The organism is Pseudomonas sp. TE9122 (genome assembly GCF_056278925.1).
Map to the genome: position 1 here is coordinate 3,603,295 of NZ_JBWBQI010000001.1, position 25,718 is coordinate 3,629,012.

Sequence of the window (25,718 nt, forward strand, 5' to 3'; positions counted from 1 at the left end):
TCCATGGGCGCAAGCATTCTCACCGCGAAGAACCTCAGCAAAGTGGTCCCTAGCGCGGAAGGTGAACTGACTATCCTGCACGAACTCAGCCTGGAACTGAACAAGGGCGACAGCCTGGCCATCGTCGGCGCGTCCGGTTCCGGCAAATCCACCCTCCTCGGCCTGCTCGCCGGCCTCGACCTGCCGAGCAGCGGCGAAGTCACCCTCGCCGGCCAGGGCCTGAGCAATCTCGACGAAGACCAGCGCGCGCGAATCCGCGCCGAGCACGTCGGGTTTGTCTTCCAGTCGTTCCAGTTGCTCGACAGCCTCAATGCGCTGGAGAACGTCATGTTGCCGCTTGAACTCGATGGCCGCAAAGATGCCCGCGAGCGCGCCACGCAATTGCTTCAGCGCGTCGGCCTCGGCCAGCGCCTGACCCACTCGCCGCGCCAGCTCTCCGGTGGTGAACAGCAACGCGTGGCCATCGCCCGCGCCTTCGCTGCCGAACCGGACGTGCTGTTCGCTGACGAGCCGACCGGCAACCTCGACAGCCACACCGGCGAGCGCATCAGCGACTTGCTGTTCGAATTGAACAAGGAACGCGGCACCACCCTGGTGCTGGTGACTCACGACGAACGCCTGGCCCATCGCTGCCGGCGCCTGATCCGTCTTGAAGCCGGGCTGCTGGTCGCCCCTCTGGAGCCTTGATGGCACGTCTGCCGCTGTTGCGTCTGTTCAGCCTTGCCCTGCGCCAGCTCATGCGCGATGCCCGCGCCGGAGAATTGCGCGTGTTGTTCTTCGCGCTGGTGGTGGCCGTCGCGGCGAGCACCGCGATCGGCTACTTCGGCGCCCGCCTCAATGGCGCAATGATGCTGCGCGCTACCGAGTTTCTCGGTGCCGATCTGGTCCTTGAAGGCAGCTCGCCGGCCCGCGAGGAGCAAATCCGCAGCGGCACCGAACTGCGCCTGAATCATGCGCAAGTGGTGGAGTTCTCCAGCGTCATCGCCACCGACAATGGCATTCAGTTATCCAGCATCAAAGCCGTCGACCGCGCGTATCCTCTGCGCGGCGAGCTGAAAAGCGCGCCCGCACCATTCGCCCAGGAAGAAGTCGGCGGCGAACCGCAACCCGGTGAAGCCTGGGTCGAGGCACGTCTGTTGACCGCGCTGGATCTGAAGATCGGCGACAGCATCGACGTCGGCATGAAGACGCTCAAGCTGACCCGCGTGCTGACCTACGAGCCGGATCGCGCCGGCAACTTCTACAGCCTGACGCCACGGGTGTTGATCAATCTTGAGGACCTCGCCGCCACCGGCGTGGTGCAACCGGGCAGCCGGGTGAGTTATCGCGAACTGTGGCGCGGCGAACCGCAGGCGCTGGAAACTTATCGCGAGCTGATCAAACCGGGCCTCGCTGCAAACCAGCGAATCCAGGATGCCCGTGACGGTAACCGGCAGATTGGCGGTGCGCTGGGCAAGGCCGAGCGCTATCTGAACATGGCCAGTCTGGTCGCGGTGTTGTTGGCTGGCGTGGCCGTGGCGCTGTCGGCCAATCGTTTCGCCAGTCGCCGTTTCGACGCCAGTGCCTTGCTGCGCTGCCTCGGCTTGTCACGCCGGGAAACCATGGTGCTGTTCAGCCTGCAACTGACCGTGCTCGGCCTGATTGCCGCCATAAGCGGCGCCCTGCTCGGCTGGCTGGCACAACTGGGTCTGTTCGCGTTGCTGCATGATTTGCTGCCAAGTGACGTACCGCCGGGCGGCCTGTTTCCGGCGATGGCCGGGATTGGCACCGGGCTGGTGGCGATGGCCGGTTTTGCCTTGCCGCCTTTGGCTGCACTGGGTCGCGTGCCGCCGCTGCGGGTGTTGCGCCGCGACATGCTGCCGATCCCCTCGAGCACATGGATAGTGTACGGCGCGGCGTTGGGTGCGCTGGGCCTGATCATGTGGCGTCTGAGTCTGGATCTGCTGCTGACCTTCGCCCTGCTTGGCGGTGGCGTAGTCGCCGCGCTGGTGCTGGGCGGCCTGCTGTTGTTGCTGCTGCAAAGCCTGCGCCGCATGCTGGCCCGCGCCTCGTTGCCTTGGCGTCTGGGCCTTGGCCAGTTGTTGCGGCATCCATTGGCGGCGGCCGGGCAGTCGCTGGCGTTCGGTCTGATCCTGTTGTCGATGGCGCTGATCGCACTGCTGCGCGGCGAATTGCTCGACACCTGGCAGAACCAGCTACCGAAAAATGCGCCGAACTACTTCGCGCTGAATATCCTCCCGGCGGACAAAAAGGCTTTCGCCGATCACCTGATCAAGGTGTCCGCGCAAGCGGCGCCGTTGTATCCGGTGGTGCCGGGTCGGTTGATCAGCATCAATGGCGAAGCGGTACAACAGATCGTCAGCAAGGACTCGGCCGGTGACCGCGCCATTCAGCGTGACCTGAGCCTGACCTGGGCGGCGGATCTGCCGGCCGGCAACAAGCTCACCGCCGGCTCGTGGTGGAGCGGCCAGCCGTCCGATGATGTGCCGGGGGTCTCGGTGGAAGGCAAGGTTGCCGAAAGCCTGAAACTCAAACTCGGCGATCACATGGTATTCAGTGTTGGCGGGGTCAATCGCGAAGCGAAAGTCACCAGCCTGCGCGAGATCAATTGGGACAACTTCCAGCCGAACTTCTTCATGATCTTCCAGCCTGGCACCCTGAAGGATCTGCCGGCGACCTATCTGACCAGTTTCTATCTGGCCCCGGGGCATGATCAGCAGATCGTCGAGTTGTCGCGGACCTTCCCGGCGGTGACCATCCTGCAGGTCGAGGCCTTGCTCGAACAGCTACGCAGCATCCTCGCCCAGGTCACCCTGGCGGTGGAATATGTGTTGTTGTTTGTTCTGGCTGCGGGGATGGCGGTGCTGTTCTCCGGCCTGCAAGCGACGCTGGATGAACGCATCCGCCAGGGTGCGCTGTTGCGCGCGCTGGGCGCCGAGCGGCAGTTGCTGATCAAGGCGCGGCGTATCGAGTTCGGTTTGTTGGGTGCGGTCAGCGGTCTGCTCGCGGCGATCGGTTCGGAGGTGGTCAGTCTGGTGCTGTACCGCTTCGCCTTCGATCTGCCATGGCATCCGCATCCATGGCTGCTGGTGCTGCCGCTGATTGGCGCCGCGCTGATTGGTGGCGCCGGTGTGTTCGGCACGCGTCGCGCTCTGAATGCGAGCCCGCTGACAGTGTTGCGCGAGGGTTGATAGACTCAAACGGTCTTAATCACAAGAAGTCGCCATGAGCCGTTATCGCCCTCCCCGCACCGCTGGCACCGCGCTGATCACCCCCGAGGGTGAAGCGCGGATGCGCGCCGAATTCCATGAGTTGTGGCATGTGCGTCGCCCGCAGGTCACCCAGGCGGTGAGTGAAGCGGCGGCGCAGGGTGATCGTTCGGAAAACGCCGAATACACCTACGGCAAGAAGATGCTGCGCGAAATCGACAGTCGCGTGCGTTTTCTCACCAAACGCCTGGAAGCGCTCAAGGTAGTCAGCGAAAAACCCAGCGACCCGAACAAAGTCTATTTCGGCGCTTGGGTAACCATCGAAGACGAGGACGGCAAGCAGTCGCGCTACCGCATTGTCGGCCCCGATGAACTGGACCTCAAACGGGGTTTGATCAGCATCGACTCGCCGCTCGCCCGCGCGCTGATCGGCAAGGCACTCGACGCAGAAGTGCGGGTGCAGGCGCCGACCGGCGAGCAGTTCGTTTACATCGTTGCGATTGAATACCCGTAAGACTGATCAGAGCCGAGTGATCAGGCCCTGCCGCGCTACGCGGGTCAGTTGCTTGATCATGTCCGGCGCATCTTCTGCGCTCGGCGCCTGAATCACCGCCAGATCGAAGCTGTCCGTAGCAAAACGCGCCAGCGACTCGCCGTCATCGAAAAACTGGATCAGGAACGCGGCAGGACCGCCGCTGCGACGTGGCCAGCCATCGAGATAACGCAACAGCGTCGGCTGGTGTTTGCCGCCAAGAAGGATTTTCGGGTTGCGCTGGGTGACATGTGCCGTGATCGGCGCGGGACGTGCTGGAGGGCGTAGTGCGTTCATCGTGTCGTGTCTCTGCCTCAAAAGTCTGCATGGCAGGTGAGAGGCAACACCGAACCAGCGCTTTAGCGGTATTTCGAAGCCCTGTTCCGGCTTCTGACGGTAACTGTAGAAGTCACCTGGCGCCCCGCAAGTAGCTGTTTAAATCGGCGCATGGGCAACATCCTAGAGAACGTGACCGATCAGTGTCAAGAATCGCCAGCAACAAAAAAGGCCCGCGCAATGCGGGCCTTTGCCTTGAGCCAGAGCCTTCAACCGGCGATGGCGCGATCCGCCGAGAGCTTGCCGGCACCTTCGATCAGTACCGCGATGCTGCCGGCCAGCAGAGCCAGAGCGAACTCATAACCGTTGTTGGCCATGAACAGACCGTTGCCGATGTGCACCGAGAAGATCGCCACCAGCGAGAGGAACGCCAGACCCAGTGCCGCCGGGCGTACCAGCAAGCCGATGATCAGCGCCAGACCGGCGAAGAACTCGGTACCGCCGGCCAGCGAGGCCATCAGATAGCCGGGGGTCAGGCCGATGCTTTCCATCCATTGCGCGGTGCCGGCCAGGCCGTAACCACCGAACAGACCAAAGAGTTTCTGCGAACCGTGGGCGGCGAAGATCACGCCGACAGCAATGCGCAGGACAGTCAGGCCGTAACCGGCGCGGGTGAACAGAACCTTGTTGATCAGAGAGCTCATGGTGCATTCCTTGTTGTGCAGAAGTGTTTGTGTGTTTGGGTTGGTCGCCATATTAATCAGTTTATTTCATGTTTAAAGCGCAAATATTTCGCCATAACAATCGAATTTTTAGATTATTTCCGTATGACCACTTTCTGCTGCCGGGGCTCGAGCGACTCACGCTCCCGGTCGAATGCCAGGTAATACTTGTTCACGCTATTAACATAGCTGACGGCGCCCATCCCCACCTGCTCCATGGCAATGCGCTCGACCTGGAAGAACCACTGGTTGGGATTGAGGCCGCGGCGGCGGGCTTCGGCGCGCATGCCCTGCACGCGCTCGGGGCCGATGTTGTACGCGGCGAGGGTGAAAGCCATGCGCTCACGCTCGTTGAGTTTCGGGCTGCTGAAGAACTTGCGGCGGATCATCGCCAGGTACTTGGCGCCGGCCTGCACATTCGCATCGAGATTCTGGATATTGCTTACGCCGACCCGCTGCGCGGCGGACGGGGTGATCTGCATCAGCCCGGTCGGGCCGCTGCCGCTGCGAGCGTTGGGCTGCAGACGCGATTCCTTGAACGCCAGCGCCGCCAGATTGAGCCAGTCCATGTTCTGCGCGTCGGCATGCTTCTGCAGGGTTGGACGGAGTTTTTCCAGACGCTGGCGATCGGCCTTGGCCAGCGGATTGTGTACTTGATACAGGCGTCGATAGATGCGCAGGAACGCGGCGTCTTCGTCCGACGGTCTCTTGTAACCGGTGAGGAAGCGATCAATGCTCGCGCGCAACATCGACGCATCGCGACGCACGAACCAATGTTCTTCGCCCGGCTCGCCGAGGCTCAGTTGCCGATCGAGACGCAGTTTCGGCAGGATCTTGCCCCAACGCTCGGCAATCGGTTGCTCGACAATGGTCAGGTGGAAAATCCCGCCCTGAACCATCTCCAGCACATCTTCGACCGCAAGCGTCGGATCGACCCACTCGATATCGATCGGCGCCAGTTTGTGCAGCGCCAGTTTCTGGTTGAGCTGACTGACCACCTCCCCCGCCGCACTACCGGTGGGCAAGGCCAGGGTCTTGCCGGACAGTTGCTCGACCTTGGTGTAACGGCGCTGGCCCTTGATCCCGACCAGCACCAGCGGCACGTTGCTGGCAATTGGCTCACTGCTGGCGACCGCGTAGCCAGAAGGCAGATCGAGCAATTCACCGGGCGCGACCATATCGCCTTCGCCGCGCTGCAAGGCGCCGAGCAATTGATCCTTGGCTTTGGGAATGATCTTGAGGGTGACTTCCTGGCCGTCGCGAGCATGGCCATTGAGGTATTGCTCGAACGCGCGCAGTCGGTGGTACTCGACACCGATGGCCTGGCCCTGGACCTCGCCGGAGCTGTTGCGGCTCTGATTGACCAACACTCGCAACACGCGGCTGCTGCGGATTTCGGAGAGGTCGCGAACCTTGCTCGCCGGCACGGCTTGCAGCGGCCCGGGCAGGCGCGCGACCGCCGTCATCGGCAGCAGCAACGCAGCACACAACAGCAGCAGAACCGAGGGACGATGCATCCACTCTCCGAAAAGAATACGGGGCGATTCGTCGCAAAAAAGACGACATCACCGACGAAAACAGAGCGCTTTGAGCGCTGATAAAGTGCGAGAGACTGGCACAGTGATGGCATCGTCGCCACCCCGGAGTTCTTCGCGGCCTCAACAGACAGCCATAAGTCTTTGTAGTTCTTGGCTTTTCTTATAAATCTACAGCTCTGATATGCTTTCCGGCCTTCGGCCCGAGGTAGCACCATGCAACTCATCGATATCGGCGTCAACCTGACCAACCCCAGTTTCGCCGACAAACACCAGGCCGTGCTCGACCGCGCCTATGCCGCAGGCGTCTGCCAACTGGTGCTGACTGGCACCAGCGTCGAGGGCAGCGAGCAGGCGCTGGAACTGTGCCAGCAACTGGATGAAAGCGGCCAACGGCTGTTCGCCACCGCCGGTATTCACCCGCATTCGGCCAGCGACTGGAACGCTGACAGTGCTCGTCGCCTGCGCAGTCTGTTGAACGAATCCAACGTCGTCGCGGTGGGCGAATGCGGGCTGGATTTCAACCGCGACTTCTCCCCGCGCCCGCAACAGGAAAAGGTTCTCGAAGAGCACCTGGCGCTGGCCGTCGAGCTGCAATTGCCGGTGTTCCTGCACGAGCGCGATGCCAGCCAGCGGCTGCTGGAGATCCTCAAGGACTTCCGCGATCAACTGCCGGCAGCGGTGGTGCACTGCTTCACTGGCGAGCAAAAGGCCTTGTTCAGCTACCTCGATCTGGATCTGCACATCGGCATCACCGGCTGGATCTGCGACGAACGCCGGGGCACGCATCTGCATCCACTGGTCAAAGAGATCAAAGCGGGACGGCTGATGCTGGAAAGCGACGCGCCATATCTGCTGCCGCGCACGTTGCGGCCGAAGCCGAAAAACGGCCGCAACGAACCGGCGTATCTGACCGACGTGTTGCGCGAGGTGGCGTTGCATCGCGGCGAGACCGAGGAAGCGCTGGCCGCGCATAGCACCGCGTGTGCCCGGGCGTTTTTTAAACTCCCCATTCTCCCCTGACTGCACACGTCCCCTGTGGGAGCGAGCCTGCTCGCGAAGGCGGTGGATCAGCTACAAATGGGCTGAATAACGCAGCACTTTCGCGAGCAGGCTCGCTCCCACAATAGATCTCGGCATCTGTTGATTCATATCAAAACTCCCGAATCTGCATAGCGGCACAATAATGGCACCTTGCCAAAACTGTTTCCGCTATCAGAGAAGACCTCCATGGGTGCCTGGCTTAGCAACATCTCGCTGAAATACAAATTCTGGGCGGTCAACGCGGTCGCCTTTGTCACCACCCTGCTGCTCGTACTGTACGCCGTGCATCTCGAACAACGGGCCCGCAGCCATGCCGCGCAGGTGTCCGCGCAGGCGCAGGCGCAGTTGCTCAGGGCCTGGCCGTCCGGGCAACCGTTGCCCAAGTCCGCTCAAGTGCTGACCTTCAAGCGCGGTGAAGCGCCGCGTCTCAATGATCAACCGCTGCTGGAAATCAGCGGCAGCAACGGCTGGAACGCCATCAATGAAATGCCACTGTTCGGTGACGACCCGTTGCTGGGCGCCGAAGTGTTCAGCCGTGCCGACGGTGAGCAAGTGGCGGTCATCGCCTATGCCCCGAGCCTGAGCCAGGTGTTCAGCGAGCGTTTCGCCAACTATGCGCTGGCGGTCTTCGTCCTGATGCTGGCGATGCTCGGCGCTTCGCAACTGCTGATCCGCTTTCTGCTCAGCCAGCTCAACACGTTGAAAGACGTAATGCTGCACGTTGAAAAAACCGGCGATCTTTCTGCTCGTGTGCCGCTGGTGGGCAAGGACGAAGTCGGGCAGATGGCCAATGCCTTCAACGCCATGCAGGCCGGTTATCAACGCGTCGTAACCACAGTTGCCAGCACCGCGCGACAACTGGATGACGGCGCTGCGCGGCTGGCCTCGAGCATGAATGATGTGCGCCACGGCATGCTCGGCCAGCAAAGCGAAACCGATCAGGCTGCCACCGCGATCAACGAAATGACCGCCACCGTTTATCACATCGCGCAACACGCCGGCGCCACCCGCGATCTGTCGAAAACCGCCGATGGTCTCGCTGGAAGCGGTCAGCAGGTGGTGGCGCGGGTGCAGCAATCGATTGCCGGGTTGTCCAGCGGCGTGCAGCAGACGGCAGAAATGATTCAACGCCTGGCCGAGGACAGCCAGAAGATCAACGGCGTGGTCAGCGTGATTCACAGCATTGCCGAACAGACCAATCTGCTCGCGCTGAATGCGGCGATCGAAGCGGCCCGCGCTGGGGAGATGGGGCGCGGCTTTGCCGTGGTCGCCGATGAAGTGCGCAACCTCGCCAAGCGCGTGCAGGCGTCCACCGACGAGATCACCGGCATGATCGCCGCGTTGCAGGCTGGCACCCGCGATGCGGTGGATTTCATGCAGGAGAGTTCGTACAAGGCCGACGACTGCGTGCAGCAGGCGCAGGAGGCTGGCGCGGCGCTGGCGGAAATCACCGGAGCGGTGGCGCAGATGCGTGAAAGCAACACGCAGATTGCCGTGGCGGCGGAACAGCAGAGTCAGGTTGCCGAGGAGATGAACCGGGCGGTGGTGAGTATTCGTGACGTGACTGAAAATACCGTGCAGCAGACGGTGGATTCGGCGACGACCAGTAATGAGCTGGCGACGCTGGCCGGGGCGCTGAACAAGGCGATAGGTCAGTTGAAATTGTGAGTCCGCTTTCGCGAGCAGGCTCGCTCCCACATGCACCATTGAATCAATGTGGGAGCGAGCCTGCTCGCGAAGGCGTCAGAGGCATCTACATCGAATCCTGCGATGACGGCTATCACTTCAATAGCCAACCTTGATTCGCCGCCCTCCGCGCCCGGGCCTATTCTTCAACCATGAAGTTCAACATGGATCGAGGAGTAGCAAACATGGGCAAACGTCACCCCAACCTTCCCGCGTGGCAATGGCGCGCTTACCCGGGCAATCATCAGCATCCGACCAATCTGGTCCTGCACCTGATTGCCGTGCCGTTGTTCATCGTGGCGTTTCTGCTGATCGTGTCGGGGGTGTTCAGCCTGAGTCTGGCCAGCGTCGCCATCGGCGTGATCGGTATCGTCGCGGCGCTGGGTCTGCAGCGCCACGGCCACGGCCTGGAGGCGCAAGCCTCCGAGCCATTCAGTGATCGCAAAGATGCCGTGTCACGTTTGCTGGTCGAGCAGTTTCTGACCTTTCCGCGGTTCTTTCTCAGCGGTGGCTGGTGGCGCGCCTGGCGTGAGCGCCACCGTCGGCATTGAGTCAGGCGAAGATCGTCACGGTCTGCCGACTCATGGCAATCAACTCCCCTTTCGCACTCCACAACTTCGCGGCGACATGGCCGTAGCCGTCGGCTGCGTACTCGATGTCGGCCAGGTATTGGCACCAATCCAGCGTGCTCAAGTCGTGTAACGGCTGCACGAATTCGATGGTCCAGGTCAGCGTACTACCCGGTGCCGGTTTCTTCAGATACGGCAACAGCGCCGGAGGCCAGGCATCCACCAGCGCCAGCAGATGCGCCTCGTTGACCGACTCCTCTTTGACATCCCCACGCAACCGCACCCAGCCGCCCATCAAGCGCGATGCCGTGCCGGAAAACGGAATGCCGCCGACGCTCCAGCGCATCGCCAGATGGCGCATGAATTCCGGGGTCACGCCTTTGATGTACGGCAGCTCCTGGCACTCGTCCCAGTGTTTCATGGTGGGCGCCGGATAGGCTTCGACGGCGACTTCCGAAGGCCGCGAGGCACCGAAGCTGCCCTGAATGATCGTCACCACTTGGCCATTTTGCATGGCGCGGCCCAACACCTGGCTGACGGCTTTGCCTTCACGCAGCACGTCGACTTCGAAACTCACCGGCACTTCCGGCTCGACCGGGCCGACAAAGGTAATCGCCAGCGAACGGACCGGGCGCTCCGTCGGCACCCTGGCGCGCATGGCTTCAAATTGCAGCGCGGCCACCAGCCCGCCAAAGCTGGCACGGCCCTGCCCCCATTCGGCGGGGATGGTCACTTCAGGTTGTTGGCGGACAGCATCGAGCAGATCGCAAAAGCGCATGACAACCTCGGAAAACGAGAAAGGAATGCGCGGATCTTACCCAGCCCCGGGCGGCGACGCAGCGTCTATTCCGGTCAAATGGGCTGACAGATAGGCCTTGGCCCGATTCCTTCAAGCGACAAATCACCTTGTGGGAGCGAGCCTGCTCGCGAAAGCGGTCGATCAGTCGACAACGATTGCGACTGACACGGCCTCTTCGCGAGCAGGCTCGCTCCCACAGGGAACGGAGTCATCTTCAGGAATGTTTGAAACAGGTCACGCTGAGCTTTTCCAGCACTTGATCGGCCTTCAGCTCTGCCTTGATCAACCCCGCCTGCCAAGTCGCCACGCACGGTTGCAGATCGGCTTCCTGCTCGGCCCGGGCCAGCCATTGCCAGCAATCGTGCCAGTCGCCCAATGCGCCTTGCGCCGATTTCAGGCGTTTGTAAGCCGGTTTCGGCAAGCGATCGAGCTCGGGATAGGCTTCGATGCCATAGCGTACGCGCTTGATCAGCAGGCGCAGACGATGGCGGTCATGGGCGGGATCGTGCAGCGCCGCGTCGAGCTTCTGCCATTGTTTGCCCAAGCGTTTTTCGATGCGTTTATCCAGATCCTTGAGCAGCCCCTGACGCTGGGACGCGCGCAAAAATCGTGGAAACGCGTCGAGAATCATCAGCAGCGAAGCCAGTTCCGCACTCGCCGCCAGCGCCGGATACGCTTCGGCCATTTGCGCCAGACGCCGCTGCGCAGCTTCGGGTTGATCATGCTCGAGCAGATACGCCGCCAGCACTTCGCGATCACGCCACGGTGTGGTCAGATCGCCCACCGCAGAAGCCGCCGCCTCCAGTTGCTCGACACCCGGCAAGCCGCGCAACGGCCGCAACAGACTGCGCAAGCGCCGCACCGTAGTGCGCAAATCATGCAACGCCTCCGGATCAGTGCGCGCAGTCAAGCGCGCCTGACATGCCAGCAGCCGCACATCCAGGCTCAAAACATGAGCCACCAAGCGATCGATCATGGGGGTCTACTCCGTAGACAGCGGCAAGCTTCTAGCTACAAGCTTCAAGCTGAATGCGTTTGCTTCAAAGCTTGCCGCTTGCAGCTTGAAACTTGCAGCTGCTTTTTTATCTTCCTGCGCGGGATTCGCGAATGTAGAAGCGGGCTTTCTCGGCTTTCTTGCTGCAGCCTTCGAAGCCTTCGAATTGTTGCTGGGTCTTGGCGGCGGTCAGCAGCGACAGCGCTTTGGAATAGCTGACGGTGCCGGCGAAGCCTTCAGCCTTGGCCAGGTCCAGTTCGTGCCAGGCCGCATCGAGTTGGCTGCCGCAGCTGTCGCGGTACGCGGTTTTGCCGGCGCAACCGGCCAGAACCAGAGCCATCAACGGTACACAGATCCAGGCTTTCATCACTCACACCTCAAGGTAGGTCAACAGTCGTGCAGGTAAGACGGTCAAGCGGTGAAAAAGTGCCTCGCTGATCGGTCAAACCACGTGGCGCAGAGCATAGCGCGCAAGCGTGCGCCGCGAACGAAAAACGACGTCACCGCTTCGCGCAACGACCTTGGCGATTGAGCCGCTTGGCCGATGCGTGCATTGTGCAGGCTTGTCCGGAGGAAGTTTGATGAAAAAGCGTGTCGCACTGGTACTGGGCTCCGGTGGCGCCCGGGGCTATGCCCATATCGGCGTAATCGAAGAAATTGAAAGACGCGGCTACGACATCGCCTGCATTGCCGGTTGTTCGATGGGCGCGGTGGTCGGCGGGATCTATGCCGCCGGCAAACTGGATGAGTACCGGCGCTGGATCGAAAGCCTCGATTACCTCGACGTGCTGCGCCTGGTTGATGTGAGTTTTCGTCTCGGCGCGATTCGCGGCGAAAAGGTCTTCGGGCAGATTCGCAAGATCGTCGGCGAGATCAACATCGAAGACCTGCGCATTCCCTACACCGCCGTCGCCGCCGACCTGACCAATCAACAGGAAATCTGGTTTCAGGAAGGCTGCCTGCATCAGGCCATGCGCGCCTCGGCGGCGATTCCCAGCCTGTTTACCCCGGTGATGCAGGGCAACCGCATGCTGGTCGACGGCGGCATTCTCAATCCGTTGCCGATCGTTCCGGTGGTGTCGAGCCATTGCGACCTGATCATCGCGGTCAACCTCAACGCCACCAATCAGCGCCAGTACAAGTTGCCGGTGATCGAGCGGCCGGCGGCATTCCGTTCGCGCTTCGACAGTCTGATCAAATCCATGGGTTCGAAGTTGCCGTTCCGCCGTAAACAGGCCGAGCAATTGTTGAAGCTGGAACAGGAAGCCTTGCGCGCCGAGGCGGCGGAGATCAATCCGTGGCTTGAGGGCGTCGAGCCGGAAAGCCAGCAACCGGCCTCCGCCCCGGAACGCGAAGGCGCGCCGAAATCCGCCACCGGTTCGTTCATCATCGATAACGTCGGGCCGGCGTCGCTGCTGGATTTGATCAACCAGAGTTTCGAGGTGATGCAGACCTCACTGGCGCAGTACAAGATTGCCGGGTATCCGCCGGATATCCTGATCAACGTGCCGAAGCGGGTGTGCCGGTTTTTCGAGTTCTACAAGGCGCCGGAGTTGATCGCGCTGGGGCGGGAGATTGCCAGTGATACGCTGGATCGGTATGAGCAGGAGCAGGGTTGATTACCTGAAGGCTGTGGGTGAATGTTCCGGCCTCATCGCGGGCAAGCCCGCTCCCACAGGGTTCTCGGCGGGAATGAAATCTGGGTGATACATAGCTCACTGTGGGAGCGGGCTTGCCCGCGATGGCGCCCGACCATACAACACAAAACTACAACCCATCAGCACTCAACAACCGATACCCCACCCCCGCCTCAGTCACGATAAACCGCGGCCGGGTCGGGTCATCCGCCAGTTTCTGCCGCAGGTGCCCGACCACGATGCGCAGATAATGACTGTCCTCGGTGTGCGTCGGCCCCCAGATATCCTTGAGCAACTGCTGCTGGGTGATCACCCGCCCCGGATGCCGCGCCAGTTGCGCCAGCACCGCATATTCCTTGCGGGTCAGGGCGACTTCGGCGCCATCGAGCAGCACCCGTCGATAGGCCAGATCCACGGTCAGAGGGCCGAAACTCAGCGCCGCTGGCTGCGCCTCCCCCGCCGGTGCCTGGCGCAACAACGCGCGAACCCGGGCGAGAAATTCCTGAATGCCGAACGGTTTGGTCACGTAGTCGTTCGCGCCGCCATCCAGCGCTTCGACCTTTTGCCCTTCACTGGCGCGCACCGACAGCACCAGTACCGGCGTGGTCGCCCATTCGCGCAACTCGCGCAGGACCTGCTGACCGTCCATGTCCGGCAACCCGAGGTCGAGCACCACCAGGTCAGGTTTGCTCAGCGCGGCTTGTGCCAGGCCTTCAGCGCCGGTGCCGGCTTCGAGCACTTTGTAGCCTTGTGAAGCGAGGCTGATGCGCAGGAATTTGCGGATCTGCGGTTCGTCGTCGATGACCAAAATGGTCGCGGTCTGGCTCATGAATTCACATCAACACAATAGATTGGCAAGAGAGTAGCGCAGTCGACTTCAAGCTTCACCGTCCATCCCCGGTTGTGCCTGCAACGGCAGGTGCAAGGTGATGCAGGTGCCGCGCCCGTCGATGCCGTCAGCCACGGAAATACGCCCGCCGTGCGCGCCGACCATGCCCTGACAGATCGCCAGTCCCAACCCCGTGCCCTGCCCGCCGCGATCACCGCGCGCGGCGGTGTAGAACATGTCGAAAATCTTCGCTCGATCCTCTTCGGGAATCCCCGGGCCTTCATCGCTGACCGCAAAGAAAATTTCCTGCTCATCGGCACCGGCGCGCAGTTGCAGGCGACCGTGGCTAGGGGAAAAGCGCGCGGCGTTCTCCAGCACGTTGACCAGCGCCTGTTCGATCAACGCCGCGTGCACATAGAGCAACGGCAACTCGGCCGGCACTTCGGTGCTGACCTGCAGCGGCGCCAGCACGGCGCGCAGGCGATTGAGCGAACTGCCGACGATATCGGCCGGCGATACCCAGTCGCGCGCCAGCTTTAAGGCGCCGTGGCCGAGCCGAGTCATGTCGAGCAGGTTCTGGATGTAGCGGTCGAGGCGTTCGGCTTCGTCGCGGGTGCCTTCGAGCAGCTCGCGGCGATCCTCCAGCGGAATCGCTTCGCCAAGGGCCAACAGGCTGTCGATGCTGCCGCGCATGGCCGTCAGCGGCGTGCGCAAATCGTGGGACACCGAGGCCAGCAAGGCGCTGCGCAATTGTTCGGTTTCGCCGTGCAGACGCGCCGCTTCGAGGTCATCGGCCAATTGCGCGCGGGCCAGGGCTTGCGCCAGCGGCTGGCTCAGCGCAGTGAGCAAACGCCGGCGCTGACCGCTCAAGCTCTGGCCTTCCTTGGCGCAAACACCAAGCAGCGCCAGCGGCCCGTCCTCGACCGACAACGGCCACCACCACCAACGCCCCAGCGGCAAGGTGCCGGTGCCCTTGCCCGCCGGTTGATCGTGTTGCCAGGCCCAATCGGCGGCGGCGCGTTCGGCCTCGGTGAATTGCAGCGGCCCGCCGGTTTCGACTTTCCAGCCGCCCTGGCCGTCGCGGTTGAGCAGGCACAATTGCACATCGCTCCAGCCTTCGAGGTGTTGCGCGGCGGCGCTGATCACGGCCTGGCGGTCGGTCGCGGCGGTGAGTTTGCGGGACAGGTCGAGCAGTTCGCTGGTTTCTTCCTGGGTATCGCGCAAGGCCTGCAACTGCCGCCGCTGACGCGCCGCGAGGTTGCCGGTGAGCGCCGCCATCAACAGGAAGAACAGCAGCGTCAGCACGTCTTCTTCGCGCTGAATGCTGAAGGAGAAATTCGGTGGAATGAACAGAAAATCGTAGGTCAGAAACGACAACGCCGCACAGGCCAGCGCCGGGCCGAGGCTGCTGCGCACCGCCACCAGCAACACCGCCGCGAGAAACACCAGCGAGATGTTCGGCAACGGCAACACACTCGACACCGCCCAAGCCAAGGCCGTGGCCAACAACGTCGCGACCAGCGCCAGCGCATAGTCGAACCACACCAGCGTGACTGAATTACGCGTGCGCGGTTGGTGCTGCTCGTGATCACTGTCGAGCACGTTGATTTCCAGACCGTGCGCCTGACGCAGCAGGCGCGCCGCCAGACCACCGCCGAACAGTCGACGGCGCAAGCGCGGCCGCGACTGGCCGACCAGCAACAGACTGGCGCGGCGCTCGGCGGCGTGTTGAATCAGGGTTTTCGCCACTTCGCCGGCACGCAACAGCACCACTTCGCCACCAAGGCGTTCGGCCAGTTGCTGGGCGCTTTGCAAACGCAACCGCGATTGCTCGTCACGGGCACTGCCGTTGTCGACATGCACCAGACTCCACGGCAGATGCCGACGCTGGGCGACGCGGCTGGCGTGACGCACCAGCCGTTCGGCCTGCGCATCGCCATCTATGCCGACCAGCAAACGCCCGCGCACCGCCGGCGCCGCCTGGCCGAGTTGGCGATAGCCCTGGGCGAGATCGTTGTCGACCTGCGCGGCAGCGGTCTGCATCGCCAGTTCACGCAGTGCGGTGAGATTGGTCTGGGTGAAAAACGCATCGATCGCAGCGCGGGCCTGTTCCGGCACGTAGACCTTGCCTTCGCGCAGACGCTCAAGCAATTCACGCGGCGGCAAGTCGATCAGCAGCAGCTCGAAAGCTTCCTGCAGGACCCAGTCCGGCAGGGTTTCGCGCACCTGCACGCCAGTGATGCCGCGCACCTGATCATTGAGGCTTTCCAGGTGCTGGACGTTGACCGTGGTGAACACGTCGATGCCGGCGGCGAGCAGTTCCTGAATGTCTTGCCAGCGTTTCGTGTGGCGACTGCCGGGGGCGTTGCTGTGGGCCAGTTCATCGACCAGCACCAGTTTCGGCTTGGCCGCGAGAATGCCGTCGAGGTCCATTTCTTCGAGCAGCACGCCACGGTATTCGCTACGCACCAACGGCTGCTGCGGCAGGCCGCCGAGCAAGGCTTCGGTTTCGGCGCGGCCATGGGTTTCGACCACGCCGGCCAGGACCTTTACGCCCTGGCGCAGTTGCGTGTGGGCAGCCTGGAGCATGGCGTAGGTCTTGCCGACCCCCGGGGGCGGCGCCGAGAAAAACCTTGAGCCGGCCACGGCCATCGCGGGGCAGGTCTGCTAACAGTGCGTCGGCGCGGCCGGAGTCGCTCATGCTTGATGTTCTCTCTTACGAATGATCGTTCCCACGCTCTGCGTGGGAATGCAGTCCGGGACGCTCTGCGTCCCATAAAAGCAGACGCAGAGCGTCTATTGATGCATTCCCACGCAGAGCGTGGGAACGATCGGTATCAACTGAATTACAGGTTTTGCAGTGCCAGATTCAGCTCCAGCACATTCACCACCGGCGGCCCAACCAGCGGCTGTTCGATGTGCTTATCGAGCAGTTGCTGCAAGGTCGACACCGGCAGGTTGCGCGCCGCCGCGACACGCGCCAGTTGATAGGCAATTGCCGCCGGTGGCAAGTGCGGATCGAGACCGCTGGCGGAGGTGGTCAGCAAGGCCAATGGCACCGGCCCCTGCCCAGCGACTTGTTGTTTTTGCGCGTCTTCGATCACGCGGGTCGCCAGGGCCGGATTGCTTGGCGCGAGGTTGCTGGCGCCGCTGGCGACCGTGGCAAAAGCCCCGGCGGACGGGCGTGGGTGGAACCAGTTGTCACCGCTGAAATCCTGAGCAATCAGCGCCGAGCCGCGGACTTTGCCGTCGGCGTCGTGGATCAGGCTGCCGTTGGCCTGAGCCGGGAAAGCGACCTGGGCGATGCCGGTGACCGCGAGTGGATAGGCGACGCCGGTGATCAGGGTCATCAGCGCCAACAGGGTCAGGGCCGGGCGTATCATTGTGGACATTTCAAAACCCTCGAATTCGTTGGGCAAACTTTTGCAGGGTGTCAGGGAGATTTTTCCCCCTCACCCCAGCCCTCTCCCCCAAGGGGGCGAGGGGGAAAGGGAGCCGATCTTTGTGCTGTTCAAAACCTGAGTTCGGCTCGGGACTTCATCCGGCGTACCTCCCGCAAACACCTCGGTCAGTCCGCTACGGTGATTGGCTTTCCAATCGCGCATTCACCTCGGTATCTCAAGTCGGCGAACCTCGCACAAACACCTCGGTCAGTCCCCTCTCCCTTTGGGAGAGGGTTAGGGTGAGGGGCTCTTTTCAGCCTCACACCAGATGCAACGCCGTAAGCAGCATGTCGATCACCTTGATCCCCACGAACGGCACGACAATCCCGCCGACGCCATAGATCAGCAGATTGCGCCGCAGCAACGCCGCCGCACTCGCTGCCTGCACGCGCACGCCGCGCAATGCCAGTGGAATCAGCACAACGATGATCAGCGCGTTGAACACAATGGCTGAGAGAATCGCGCTCTGCGGACTGCTCAGATGCATGATGTTCAGCACGCCCAGCTGCGGGTAAATCGAGGCGAACAGCGCCGGCAGAATCGCGAAGTATTTGGCGATGTCGTTGGCGATGGAAAAGGTCGTCAGCGCGCCACGGGTCACCAGCAATTCCTTGCCGATCTGCACTACGTCGAGCAGCTTGGTCGGGTCGCTATCGAGGTCGACCATGTTCGCCGCTTCGCGTGCCGCTTGCGTGCCATCGTTCATCGCCATGCCGACGTCGGCCTGAGCCAGCGCCGGGGCGTCGTTGGCGCCGTCGCCGCACATGGCGACCAGGCGACCGTCGTTCTGCTCGTGCCGGATGCGCGCGAGTTTCTTCTCCGGCGTGGCTTCGGCGAGCACATCATCGACGCCTGCTTCAGCGGCGATCGCAGCAGCGGTCAGCGGGTTGTCGCCGGTGACCATCACCGTGCGAATCCCCAGTTTGCGCAGCTCGGCAAAACGCTCGCGGATGCCTGGTTTGACCACGTCCTTGAGATGGATCGCGCCAAGCAACTTACCGTCTGCACAGACCAGCAACGGCGTGCCACCGCTCTGGGCAATCTTGTCGATTTCCCGCGCCAGCGCCGGGGCCAGATCGCTACGCTGTTTACCGAGAAACGCCAGCAGCGAATCCACCGCGCCTTTGCGATACACGCGGCCCTGATAATCGACGCCGGACAAACGGGTTTCCGCGCTGAACGGCACGGCGATCAGGGTTTCCGGGGCCGGCTCGGGCTGCGGATGCAGACCGCGCAAGTACTCAACAATGGATTTACCCTCGGCAGTTTCGTCCGCCAGCGAGGCGAATAGCGCGCCTTCGGCCAGCTCACGCCCGGTCACACCCGGCGCGGCATACACCGCGCTGCAACGACGGTTACCGAAGGTGATGGTGCCGGTCTTGTCGAGCAACAGCACGTGCACGTCACCGGCCGCTTCCACTGCGCGACCGGATTTGGCGATCACATTCAGGCGCACGAGGCGATCCATCCCGGCGATACCGATGGCCGACAGCAGACCGCCGATGGTGGTCGGGATCAGCGTGACCAATAACGCCACGAGGAACACCAGCGGCAGGCTGCCATTGGCGAAATGCGCGAACGGTTGCAGGGTGACGACCACCAGCAGAAAGATCAGGGTCAGGCCGATCAGCAGGATATCCAGCGCCACTTCGTTCGGGGTCTTCTGACGCTTGGCGCCTTCGACCAGGGCGATCATGCGGTCGAGGGTCGATTCACCGGGGTTGGTGGTGATCTTCACCAGCAGCCAGTCGGACACCAACCGCGTGTTGCCGGTGACGGCGGAGCGGTCGCCGCCGGACTCGCGGATCACCGGCGCCGATTCGCCAGTGATCGCCGCTTCGTTGACCGCCGCAATACCTTCGATGACTTCGCCGTCACCGGGGATCATTTCCCCGGCTTCGACTCGTACCACGTCGCCCTTGCGCAGATTGGCAGCCGGCACGATCCTGAAGCTGCCATCAGCTTGGCGGCAGCGGGCGCTGAGGCCTTCGCTGCCGGCCTTGAGGCTGTCGGCGCGGGCCTTGCCACGACCTTCGGCCAGGGCCTCGGCGAAGTTGGCGAACAGCACGGTGAACCACAGCCACAGAGCGATTTGCGCGGCGACGAAGGTCGGCACGTCGGCATCCGGAAGGAAGCACAGCACGGTGGTGAAAATCGCCGTCAGTTCGACCACCAGCATCACTGGCGAACGCGCCAGTTGCCGTGGGTCGAGCTTGACGAAGGCTTGCACCAGCGCCGGGCGCCACAGGGCCGAGATCGCGGTTTTGGCTTGTTCCGGCGCTTTGACGGCGGCGGGTTTGATTGCAGGCATATTCATGATGGATTCCTTAGAAGCCCATACTTAAATGTTCGGCGACAGGACCGAGCGCCAGCGTCGGCAGGAACGTCAGGCCGCCCACCAGCAAAATGGTCACGGTCAACAGGGTCACGAACAGCGGGCCGTGAGTCGGGAAGCTGTTCTGGCCGACCGGTGCGCTTTTCTTCATCGCCAGGCTACCGGCCAGTGCCAGCACCGGCAGGATGTAGCCGAAACGGCCGATCAACATGCCCAGGCCGAGCATCAGGTTGTGGAACGGCGTGTTCGCGCTCAGGCCACCGAACGCCGAACCGTTGTTGGCGCTCGCCGAGGTGTAGGCATAGAGCAACTGACTGAAACCATGCGCGCCGGGGTTGCTGATGGTTGCCGCAGCGCTGGGAACCGTGGCGGCAATCGCGCCGAGCACCAGCACGCCGACGGGCATCACCAGCAGCGTCACCACCAGCAATTGCACTTCGCGGGCCTGGAGTTTCTTGCCGAGGTATTCCGGCGTACGACCGATCATCAGCCCGGCGAGGAACACCGCGATCAGCACGTTGAGCAACATGCCGTAGAGCCCGGCGCCGACACCGCCGAAGATCACTTCGCCGACCATCATGTTGACCAGCGCGACCATGCCGCTGAGCGGGTTGAGGCTATCGTGCATGCCGTTGACCGAGCCGTTCGACGCCGCCGTGGTAGTCACCGACCACAGCACCGTCGCGGTAGTACCGAAGCGCGCTTCCTTGCCTTCCAGCGGCGCGGTCTGCTCGACGGCGGCATTGTTCAGGGTCGGATTCGGCTGATACTCGGCCCACAACGATGTCGCACCGCCGATCAGGAACAACGCCAGCATGCAGGCGATGATCGCGCGGCTCTGGCGCAGATCCTTGACGTAGTGGCCGAAGGTGAACACCAGCGCCACCGGGATCAGAATGATCGAGGCGACTTCGAACAGGTTGCTCCACGCGGTCGGGTTCTCGAACGGATGCGCCGAGTTGACCCCGAAGAAACCGCCACCGTTGGTACCCAGTTGCTTGATCGCAATCTGGCTGGCGGCCGGGCCGAGCGGGATCACCTGATCGACGCCTTGCAGGGTCACGGCATTTACATACTGAGCGAAAGTTTGCGGTACGCCCTGCCAGACCAGATACAGCGCCAGCAGCAGGCACAGCGGCAGCAAGCCATAGAGGGTGGCGCGGGTCATGTCGACCCAGAAGTTGCCGAGGGTCTGCGCCGACTTACGGCCGATGCCACGGCACAGCGCGACCAGCACGGCGAGGCCGGTGGCGGCGCTGACAAAGTTCTGCACGGTGAGACCGACCATCTGGCTCAGATAGCTGAGGGTCGCTTCGCCGCTGTAGGACTGCCAGTTGGTGTTGGTCATGAAACTGACCGCGGTGTTGAACGCCTGGGTCCATTCCTGGCCTGGCAGGTTTTGCGGGTTCAGCGGCAGGTGATCCTGGAACAGCAGAATCGCAAACAGCAGCAGGAAACCGGCAAGGTTGAACGCCAGCAGCGCCAGCGTGTACTTCTGCCAGCTCTGCTCCGCCTGCGCATCGACCCCGGCAAGGCGATAGCAACCGCGCTCGACCGGGCCGAGAATCGGCGTCAGCCAGGTGCGCTGGCCCTCCATCACCTTGTAATAGAAGCGCCCAAGGAACGGCGCCGGCAGCAGGACCAGCGCAAAAAACCCGAGGATCAGCCAATAGTCATAACTGTGCATAGCCGCTCCTAGTTCCGGTCCGCGCGCAACAGCGCAACCAACAGATAAATGAACAGCCCCACTGCCAACAGCAGTGACACCCCGTCCAGAACGCTCATGGAAGATCTCCGTGTAACGGCGTATTGCCGTGTGTGCAGCGATTGTCGGGAAGGACGCTGTAAAGGAACGAGAGCGAGGCGCGGCGTGGGTCATAAAGAAAGCGTAAAGAGTGGGTTTATGCGGGCTTTACGGCTGAGTTTCGTGGTGTTTGGGCTAGCGCCTTCGCGAGCAGGCTCGCTCCCACAGGGGCAACGCATTTCAAAATGTGGGAGCGAGCCTGCTCGCGAAGGCGGCGGCGCAGACAACATCGCACCCAACTGGCGCACAAAACCCGCACATCCAGCGCCAATCATCCCCGCTGCGACAGCTTTGGACTCATTACGACTTGTTTCAGCGTAATGGCACGCCCACTGCACACGCCCTCCCCCGAGCTTTCCAATCCTTCAGGGAGCAAGCGCATGAACACACAACTCAAACCCACGCTGGGCACGTTGCACCTGTGGGGCATTGCCGTAGGGCTGGTGATTTCCGGGGAATATTTCGGCTGGAGTTACGGCTGGGGCGTGGCCGGTACGCTGGGTTTTCTGGTGACTTCATTCATGGTCGCGACCATGTACACCTGCTTCATCTTCAGTTTCACCGAACTGACCACCGCGATTCCCCATGCCGGCGGGCCGTTTGCCTACAGCCGCCGCGCGTTTGGCGAAAAAGGCGGATTGATCGCCGGACTGGCCACACTGATCGAATTCGTCTTCGCCCCGCCAGCGATTGCCTTGGCGATTGGCGCGTATCTCAATGTGCAATTTCCGGCACTGGACCCGAAACACGCGGCGGTCGGCGCGTACATCGTGTTCATGGGCCTGAACATTCTCGGGGTGAAACTGGCCGCGACGTTCGAGCTGATCGTCTGCGTGCTGGCGGTGGCTGAGTTGCTGGTGTTCATGGGCGTGGTCGCACCGGCGTTCAGCTTCAGCAACTTCGCCCTGAATGGCTGGGCCGGTTCCGACGTCTTCGGCGCGCCGGCAATTGCCGGGATGTTCGCGGCGATTCCGTTTGCGATCTGGTTCTTCCTCGCCATCGAAGGCGCCGCCATGGCTGCCGAAGAAGCCAAGGACCCGAAACGCACGATCCCAAAAGCTTATATCAGCGGCATCCTGACCCTGGTGTTGCTGGCCATGGGCGTGATGTTCTTCGCGGGCGGCGTCGGCGACTGGCGCACCTTGTCCAACATCAACGACCCACTGCCGCAGGCGATGAAAACCGTGGTTGGTGACAACTCCGGCTGGCTGCACATGCTGGTGTGGATCGGCCTGTTTGGCCTGGTCGCCAGTTTCCACGGCATCATCCTTGGTTATTCGCGGCAATTCTTCGCCCTCGCCCGCGCCGGTTACCTGCCCGCCTCATTGGCAAAACTGTCGCGCTTCCAGACCCCGCACCGCGCGATCATCGCTGGCGGCCTTATCGGCATCGCGGCGATCTACAGCGACGGTCTGATCAACCTCGGCGGCATGACACTCACCGCCGCGATGATCACCATGGCCGTGTTCGGCGCCATCGTGATGTACATCATGAGCATGCTCAGCCTGTTCAAACTGCGTAAATCCGAGCCAAACCTGGAGCGCACCTTCCGCGCGCCGTGCTATCCGCTGGTTCCGCTGATCGCGCTGGTGCTGGCGGTGGTTTGCCTGGTGGCGATGGCGTGGTTCAACACACTGATCGGGCTGATTTTCCTCGGTTTCATGGCGGTGGGGTTCTGCTACTTCATGCTCACCGGGCAACTGCGCGCCGATGCGCCGGCGGATGCCATGCTCACAGGCCTGTAACGACTCGTCCCCTGTAGGAGCTGACGAGTGAAACGAGGCTGCGATCTTTGCTTTTCAAGATCAAAAGATCGCAGCCTTCGGCAGCTCCTACAGGAATTTCGGATGCACCGGGTGCAAGCGGCCTAGAATGGAACCACTGCGAAGTCGTTTCGCTCAAAGGTGGTATGCAGCATCGCACGGCGAAGTCCTCGCCCGTCGAGCTGCCATTAAGGAGAGCCGTTATGCCCTGGTATGCCTGGTTGATTCTGGTCGTTGCGATCGGCTCGATTGTCGGCGGATTGATGATGTTGCGCGACACCGCCAACAAGGTCGAACTGACCGATGAAGAACGCAAGCGCGTCGCACAGCGCAATGCCGAAGCGGATGCCAAGGATGCACAAGACCGCTGATACCAACCCCGCCGCAATGGCGGGGTTTGTTTTTTCAGCACAATGGGACTTACCCGCAGGCTGTTTAGATTTTAGAAGTACAGTCACCATTTAATCTTCCGTGGTTAAGATGGCAGCATCGTCGCGGAGAGCTCCACATGCGTTACTCGCCAGATCACAAAGCCCAGACCCATCAACGCATCATCAAGGAGGCTTCCGCCCGATTTCGCAAGGACGGTATCGGCGGCACCGGCCTGCAGCCTTTGATGAAAGCCCTGGGCTTGACCCATGGCGGTTTCTACTCGCACTTCAAATCCAAGGAAGAGCTGGTCGAAAAAGCCCTGCAAGAGGCCGGCGAGCAAGTCGCGGGCCTGTGCGAAGAAATCTTCGCGCAGGAAAACCCTCTGCAAGTGTTCATCGACACCTACCTGTCAGAGTGGCATCAGACCTCGCCCGACGAAGGCTGCCCGCTGCTGACCATTTCCTCGGAGCTGGGCCTGCGCGGCCAGCCAAGCCCCACCAGCGACGAAGTCCTCAATGCTCGCCTCGAACAAATTCAAGGCACGCTCGAAGGCGAGAACAGCGCCGATCGCAGCATTGTCATCATGGCCACCTTGGCTGGCGCATTGCTGCTGTCACGCAGCGTCGCGGATGCCGACTTCGCTCAGCGCATCCTCGACGTCACCCGCGAACATCTCAAGCAATCGAGCGATTAACCTTCCCAGCGTTTGAACAACACGCTCGCATTGACCCCGCCAAAACCAAAGCCATTGGACAAGGCATATTCGATTGACATGGAGCGCGCCTCGCCATGCACGATGTCTACCCCTTCGCTCGCCGGATCCGGGTTTTCGAAGTTGAGCGTTGGTGGCACCACCTGATCACGAATCGCCAGCAGCGTGAAAATCGCCTCCAGCCCACCCGCCGCGCCGAGCAAATGACCGGTAGCAGATTTGGTCGAAGTCACGGCGATCTTGTTCTCCGTGCCAAACAACGCCTTGATCGCCGCCAACTCGCCCAGGTCACCGACCGGCGTCGACGTCGCATGTGCGTTGAGATGCTGCACCTGCTCCGGCGTTACACCGCCCTGAGCCAGTGCCAATTGCATCGCCCGGCGAGCGCCACTGCCGTCTTCCGGCCCGGCGGTCAGATGGTAGGCATCGGCCGTGGTGCCGTAGCCAACCAGTTCGGCCAACGGCTTCGCACCCCGTGCGAGCGCATGCTCCAGCGACTCGATGACCAATAGACCGGCGCCCTCGCCCATCACGAAACCATCGCGCCCACTGTCGAAGGGACGCGAAGCTTTTTCCGGGGTGTCGTTGTAGCCGCTGGACAACGCCCGCGCCGCCGCGAAACCGGCGAGACTGACGCGATCGATCGACGCCTCCGCACCGCCACATACAGCGATGTCCGCCTCCCCCGCCCTGATCAACCGCGCTGCATCGCCGATCGCCTGAACCCCGGCGGCACATGCGGTAACCGGAGCGCCCAACGGCCCTTTGAGGCCATGCTGGATCGAGACATGACCCGCCGCGAGATTGACCAGAAACGATGGAATGGTGAACGGCGACAAACGCCGAGGACCACGGCTGTCAGTGGTACGCACCGCATCGGCAATCGCACCGAAACCACCGACACCCGAGCCGATGATTGTTGCAGTGCGCTCCTGGCTTTCAGCGTCCGCCGGATGCCAGCCGGCCTGCTCCAGCGCCTGCCGCGCCGCTTCCATGGCAAACATGATGAAGCGATCCATCTTCTTCTGTTCCTTGGGCGGCGTCGCACGATCCGGATCAAACCCGGCCTCGGCATCCTCCTCCACCGTCGGCACACTGCCGCCGACCCGGGTCGGCAGATCAGCCACGACTGCATCTGGCAAGTTGCGCAACCCGGAACGACCGGCCAGCAAACGCTGCCAGACGATTTCAACATCACTGCCCAAGGGTGAAACCAGGCCCATGCCCGTGACGACGACTCGACGTTGGTTCATATCGTGGTTACCCCTTATCAATTCAAAATTCGACGTGCACCGGTGTGCTGCGATTCGGCTGCTGAATCAGACCCGAGCGAAATTATTATAGGCATAATCAAGACACAATATGATACCCGTAATTTTTAGCATTCAGACATCCACCAGATCGGCACCCAATAAAAAGGCCGGTCAATGACCGGCCTCTCGGCGTTGAACTGTCAG

Annotated in this window: 22 protein-coding genes and 1 pseudogene; 10 read left to right on the plus strand and 13 right to left on the minus strand. The window is 62.1% G+C overall.

Going from position 1 to position 25,718, the window contains the following annotated elements:
- Positions 1-3 precede the first annotated feature (3 nt).
- Genes ACZ9BE_RS16175 through greB form a run of 3 tightly spaced genes read left to right on the plus strand, consistent with a single transcriptional unit; the run spans position 4 to position 3,723 of the window.
- A complete protein-coding gene (locus ACZ9BE_RS16175; protein ID WP_016770883.1) occupies positions 4-687 on the plus strand; it encodes an ABC transporter ATP-binding protein in 684 nt (227 codons plus the stop codon).
- Positions 687-3,191: an ABC transporter permease gene (locus ACZ9BE_RS16180; protein WP_476249690.1), complete on the plus strand. Its 2,505-nt coding sequence runs from the start codon at positions 687-689 to the stop codon at positions 3,189-3,191. The genes ACZ9BE_RS16175 and ACZ9BE_RS16180 overlap by 1 nt, the downstream gene beginning before the upstream one ends.
- 34 nt (positions 3,192-3,225) lie before the next feature.
- The gene (gene greB, locus ACZ9BE_RS16185; protein ID WP_476249691.1) at positions 3,226-3,723 is read left to right on the plus strand and encodes a transcription elongation factor GreB; all 498 of its coding nucleotides are present in this window, start codon (positions 3,226-3,228) and stop codon (positions 3,721-3,723) included.
- 6 nt (positions 3,724-3,729) lie between these two features.
- Here the strand turns inward: greB and ACZ9BE_RS16190 are convergent, their stop codons facing one another.
- The 3 genes from ACZ9BE_RS16190 to ACZ9BE_RS16200 all read right to left on the minus strand — a co-directional run bounded on the left by ACZ9BE_RS16190 (position 3,730) and on the right by ACZ9BE_RS16200 (position 6,256).
- Entirely contained in the window at positions 3,730-4,038 is a 309-nt protein-coding gene (locus ACZ9BE_RS16190) for a class I SAM-dependent methyltransferase (protein WP_476249692.1), read from the minus strand.
- A gap of 248 nt (positions 4,039-4,286) precedes the next feature.
- Positions 4,287-4,721: a DoxX family protein gene (locus ACZ9BE_RS16195; RefSeq protein WP_039759946.1), complete on the minus strand. Its 435-nt coding sequence runs from the start codon at positions 4,719-4,721 to the stop codon at positions 4,287-4,289.
- Positions 4,722-4,834: 113 nt separating this feature from the next.
- Positions 4,835-6,256, minus strand: a complete 1,422-nt coding sequence (locus tag ACZ9BE_RS16200) for an MltF family protein (RefSeq protein ID WP_476249693.1) — start codon at positions 6,254-6,256, stop codon at positions 4,835-4,837.
- A 234-nt stretch (positions 6,257-6,490) separates the two neighbouring features.
- Between ACZ9BE_RS16200 and ACZ9BE_RS16205 the strand changes: the two genes are divergently transcribed.
- The 3 genes from ACZ9BE_RS16205 (at position 6,491) to ACZ9BE_RS16215 (ending at position 9,555) form a co-directional block, all read left to right on the plus strand.
- Positions 6,491-7,297 (plus strand): TatD family hydrolase, encoded by an 807-nt coding sequence (locus ACZ9BE_RS16205; RefSeq protein ID WP_476249694.1) that lies wholly within the window; start codon positions 6,491-6,493, stop codon positions 7,295-7,297.
- A 207-nt stretch (positions 7,298-7,504) separates the two neighbouring features.
- Complete coding sequence (locus ACZ9BE_RS16210) at positions 7,505-8,986, plus strand: methyl-accepting chemotaxis protein (RefSeq protein WP_476249695.1); 1,482 nt, start codon at positions 7,505-7,507, stop codon at positions 8,984-8,986.
- Positions 8,987-9,189: 203 nt separating this feature from the next.
- The gene (locus tag ACZ9BE_RS16215) at positions 9,190-9,555 is read left to right on the plus strand and encodes a DUF962 domain-containing protein (protein ID WP_041478386.1); all 366 of its coding nucleotides are present in this window, start codon (positions 9,190-9,192) and stop codon (positions 9,553-9,555) included.
- Position 9,556: 1 nt separating this feature from the next.
- Here ACZ9BE_RS16215 and ACZ9BE_RS16220 read toward each other — a convergent pair whose 3' ends face one another.
- The 3 genes from ACZ9BE_RS16220 to ACZ9BE_RS16230 form a co-directional block, all read right to left on the minus strand.
- The gene (locus tag ACZ9BE_RS16220; RefSeq protein WP_110601561.1) at positions 9,557-10,351 is read right to left on the minus strand and encodes an acyl-CoA thioesterase; all 795 of its coding nucleotides are present in this window, start codon (positions 10,349-10,351) and stop codon (positions 9,557-9,559) included.
- A gap of 235 nt (positions 10,352-10,586) precedes the next feature.
- Entirely contained in the window at positions 10,587-11,348 is a 762-nt protein-coding gene (locus ACZ9BE_RS16225) for a CHAD domain-containing protein (RefSeq protein ID WP_262136195.1), read from the minus strand.
- Between the two features lie 106 nt (positions 11,349-11,454).
- Positions 11,455-11,733: a hypothetical protein gene (locus tag ACZ9BE_RS16230; RefSeq protein ID WP_016770894.1), complete on the minus strand. Its 279-nt coding sequence runs from the start codon at positions 11,731-11,733 to the stop codon at positions 11,455-11,457.
- Positions 11,734-11,947: 214 nt separating this feature from the next.
- Between ACZ9BE_RS16230 and ACZ9BE_RS16235 the strand changes: the two genes are divergently transcribed.
- Positions 11,948-12,985, plus strand: coding sequence for a patatin-like phospholipase family protein (locus tag ACZ9BE_RS16235; protein ID WP_110601565.1), 1,038 nt, complete (start codon positions 11,948-11,950; stop codon positions 12,983-12,985).
- A gap of 148 nt (positions 12,986-13,133) precedes the next feature.
- Here ACZ9BE_RS16235 and ACZ9BE_RS16240 read toward each other — a convergent pair whose 3' ends face one another.
- The 6 genes and pseudogenes from ACZ9BE_RS16240 to kdpF form a co-directional block, all read right to left on the minus strand.
- Positions 13,134-13,832 (minus strand): response regulator, encoded by a 699-nt coding sequence (locus ACZ9BE_RS16240; protein WP_056788412.1) that lies wholly within the window; start codon positions 13,830-13,832, stop codon positions 13,134-13,136.
- A 48-nt stretch (positions 13,833-13,880) separates the two neighbouring features.
- A pseudogene (locus tag ACZ9BE_RS16245) lies at positions 13,881-16,533 on the minus strand (DUF4118 domain-containing protein).
- 145 nt (positions 16,534-16,678) lie between these two features.
- Positions 16,679-17,224 carry a potassium-transporting ATPase subunit KdpC gene (gene kdpC, locus ACZ9BE_RS16250; protein ID WP_041478316.1) on the minus strand — a complete coding sequence of 182 codons (546 nt, stop codon included), beginning with the start codon at positions 17,222-17,224 and terminating at the stop codon, positions 16,679-16,681.
- 310 nt (positions 17,225-17,534) lie between these two features.
- Complete coding sequence (gene kdpB, locus ACZ9BE_RS16255; protein ID WP_476249696.1) at positions 17,535-19,592, minus strand: potassium-transporting ATPase subunit KdpB; 2,058 nt, start codon at positions 19,590-19,592, stop codon at positions 17,535-17,537.
- Between the two features lie 10 nt (positions 19,593-19,602).
- On the minus strand, positions 19,603-21,297 hold the full coding sequence (gene kdpA / locus ACZ9BE_RS16260; protein WP_122611495.1) for a potassium-transporting ATPase subunit KdpA: 1,695 nt from the start codon (positions 21,295-21,297) through the stop codon (positions 19,603-19,605).
- An 8-nt stretch (positions 21,298-21,305) separates the two neighbouring features.
- Positions 21,306-21,395 (minus strand): K(+)-transporting ATPase subunit F, encoded by a 90-nt coding sequence (gene kdpF / locus ACZ9BE_RS16265; RefSeq protein WP_007899818.1) that lies wholly within the window; start codon positions 21,393-21,395, stop codon positions 21,306-21,308.
- Between the two features lie 399 nt (positions 21,396-21,794).
- Here kdpF and eat point away from each other — a divergent pair, with 399 nt between their 5' ends.
- The 3 genes from eat (at position 21,795) to ACZ9BE_RS16280 (ending at position 24,243) form a co-directional block, all read left to right on the plus strand.
- The gene (eat, locus tag ACZ9BE_RS16270) at positions 21,795-23,159 is read left to right on the plus strand and encodes an ethanolamine permease (protein WP_016770900.1); all 1,365 of its coding nucleotides are present in this window, start codon (positions 21,795-21,797) and stop codon (positions 23,157-23,159) included.
- A 221-nt stretch (positions 23,160-23,380) separates the two neighbouring features.
- The gene (locus ACZ9BE_RS16275) at positions 23,381-23,548 is read left to right on the plus strand and encodes a DUF2897 family protein (RefSeq protein WP_016770901.1); all 168 of its coding nucleotides are present in this window, start codon (positions 23,381-23,383) and stop codon (positions 23,546-23,548) included.
- Positions 23,549-23,685: 137 nt separating this feature from the next.
- Positions 23,686-24,243, plus strand: a complete 558-nt coding sequence (locus tag ACZ9BE_RS16280; RefSeq protein WP_041478311.1) for a TetR/AcrR family transcriptional regulator — start codon at positions 23,686-23,688, stop codon at positions 24,241-24,243.
- Here ACZ9BE_RS16280 and fabF read toward each other — a convergent pair.
- Positions 24,240-25,514: a beta-ketoacyl-ACP synthase II gene (fabF, locus tag ACZ9BE_RS16285; protein WP_375122490.1), complete on the minus strand. Its 1,275-nt coding sequence runs from the start codon at positions 25,512-25,514 to the stop codon at positions 24,240-24,242. The two genes, ACZ9BE_RS16280 and fabF, sit on opposite strands and share 4 nt — an antisense overlap.
- Positions 25,515-25,718 lie beyond the last annotated feature (204 nt).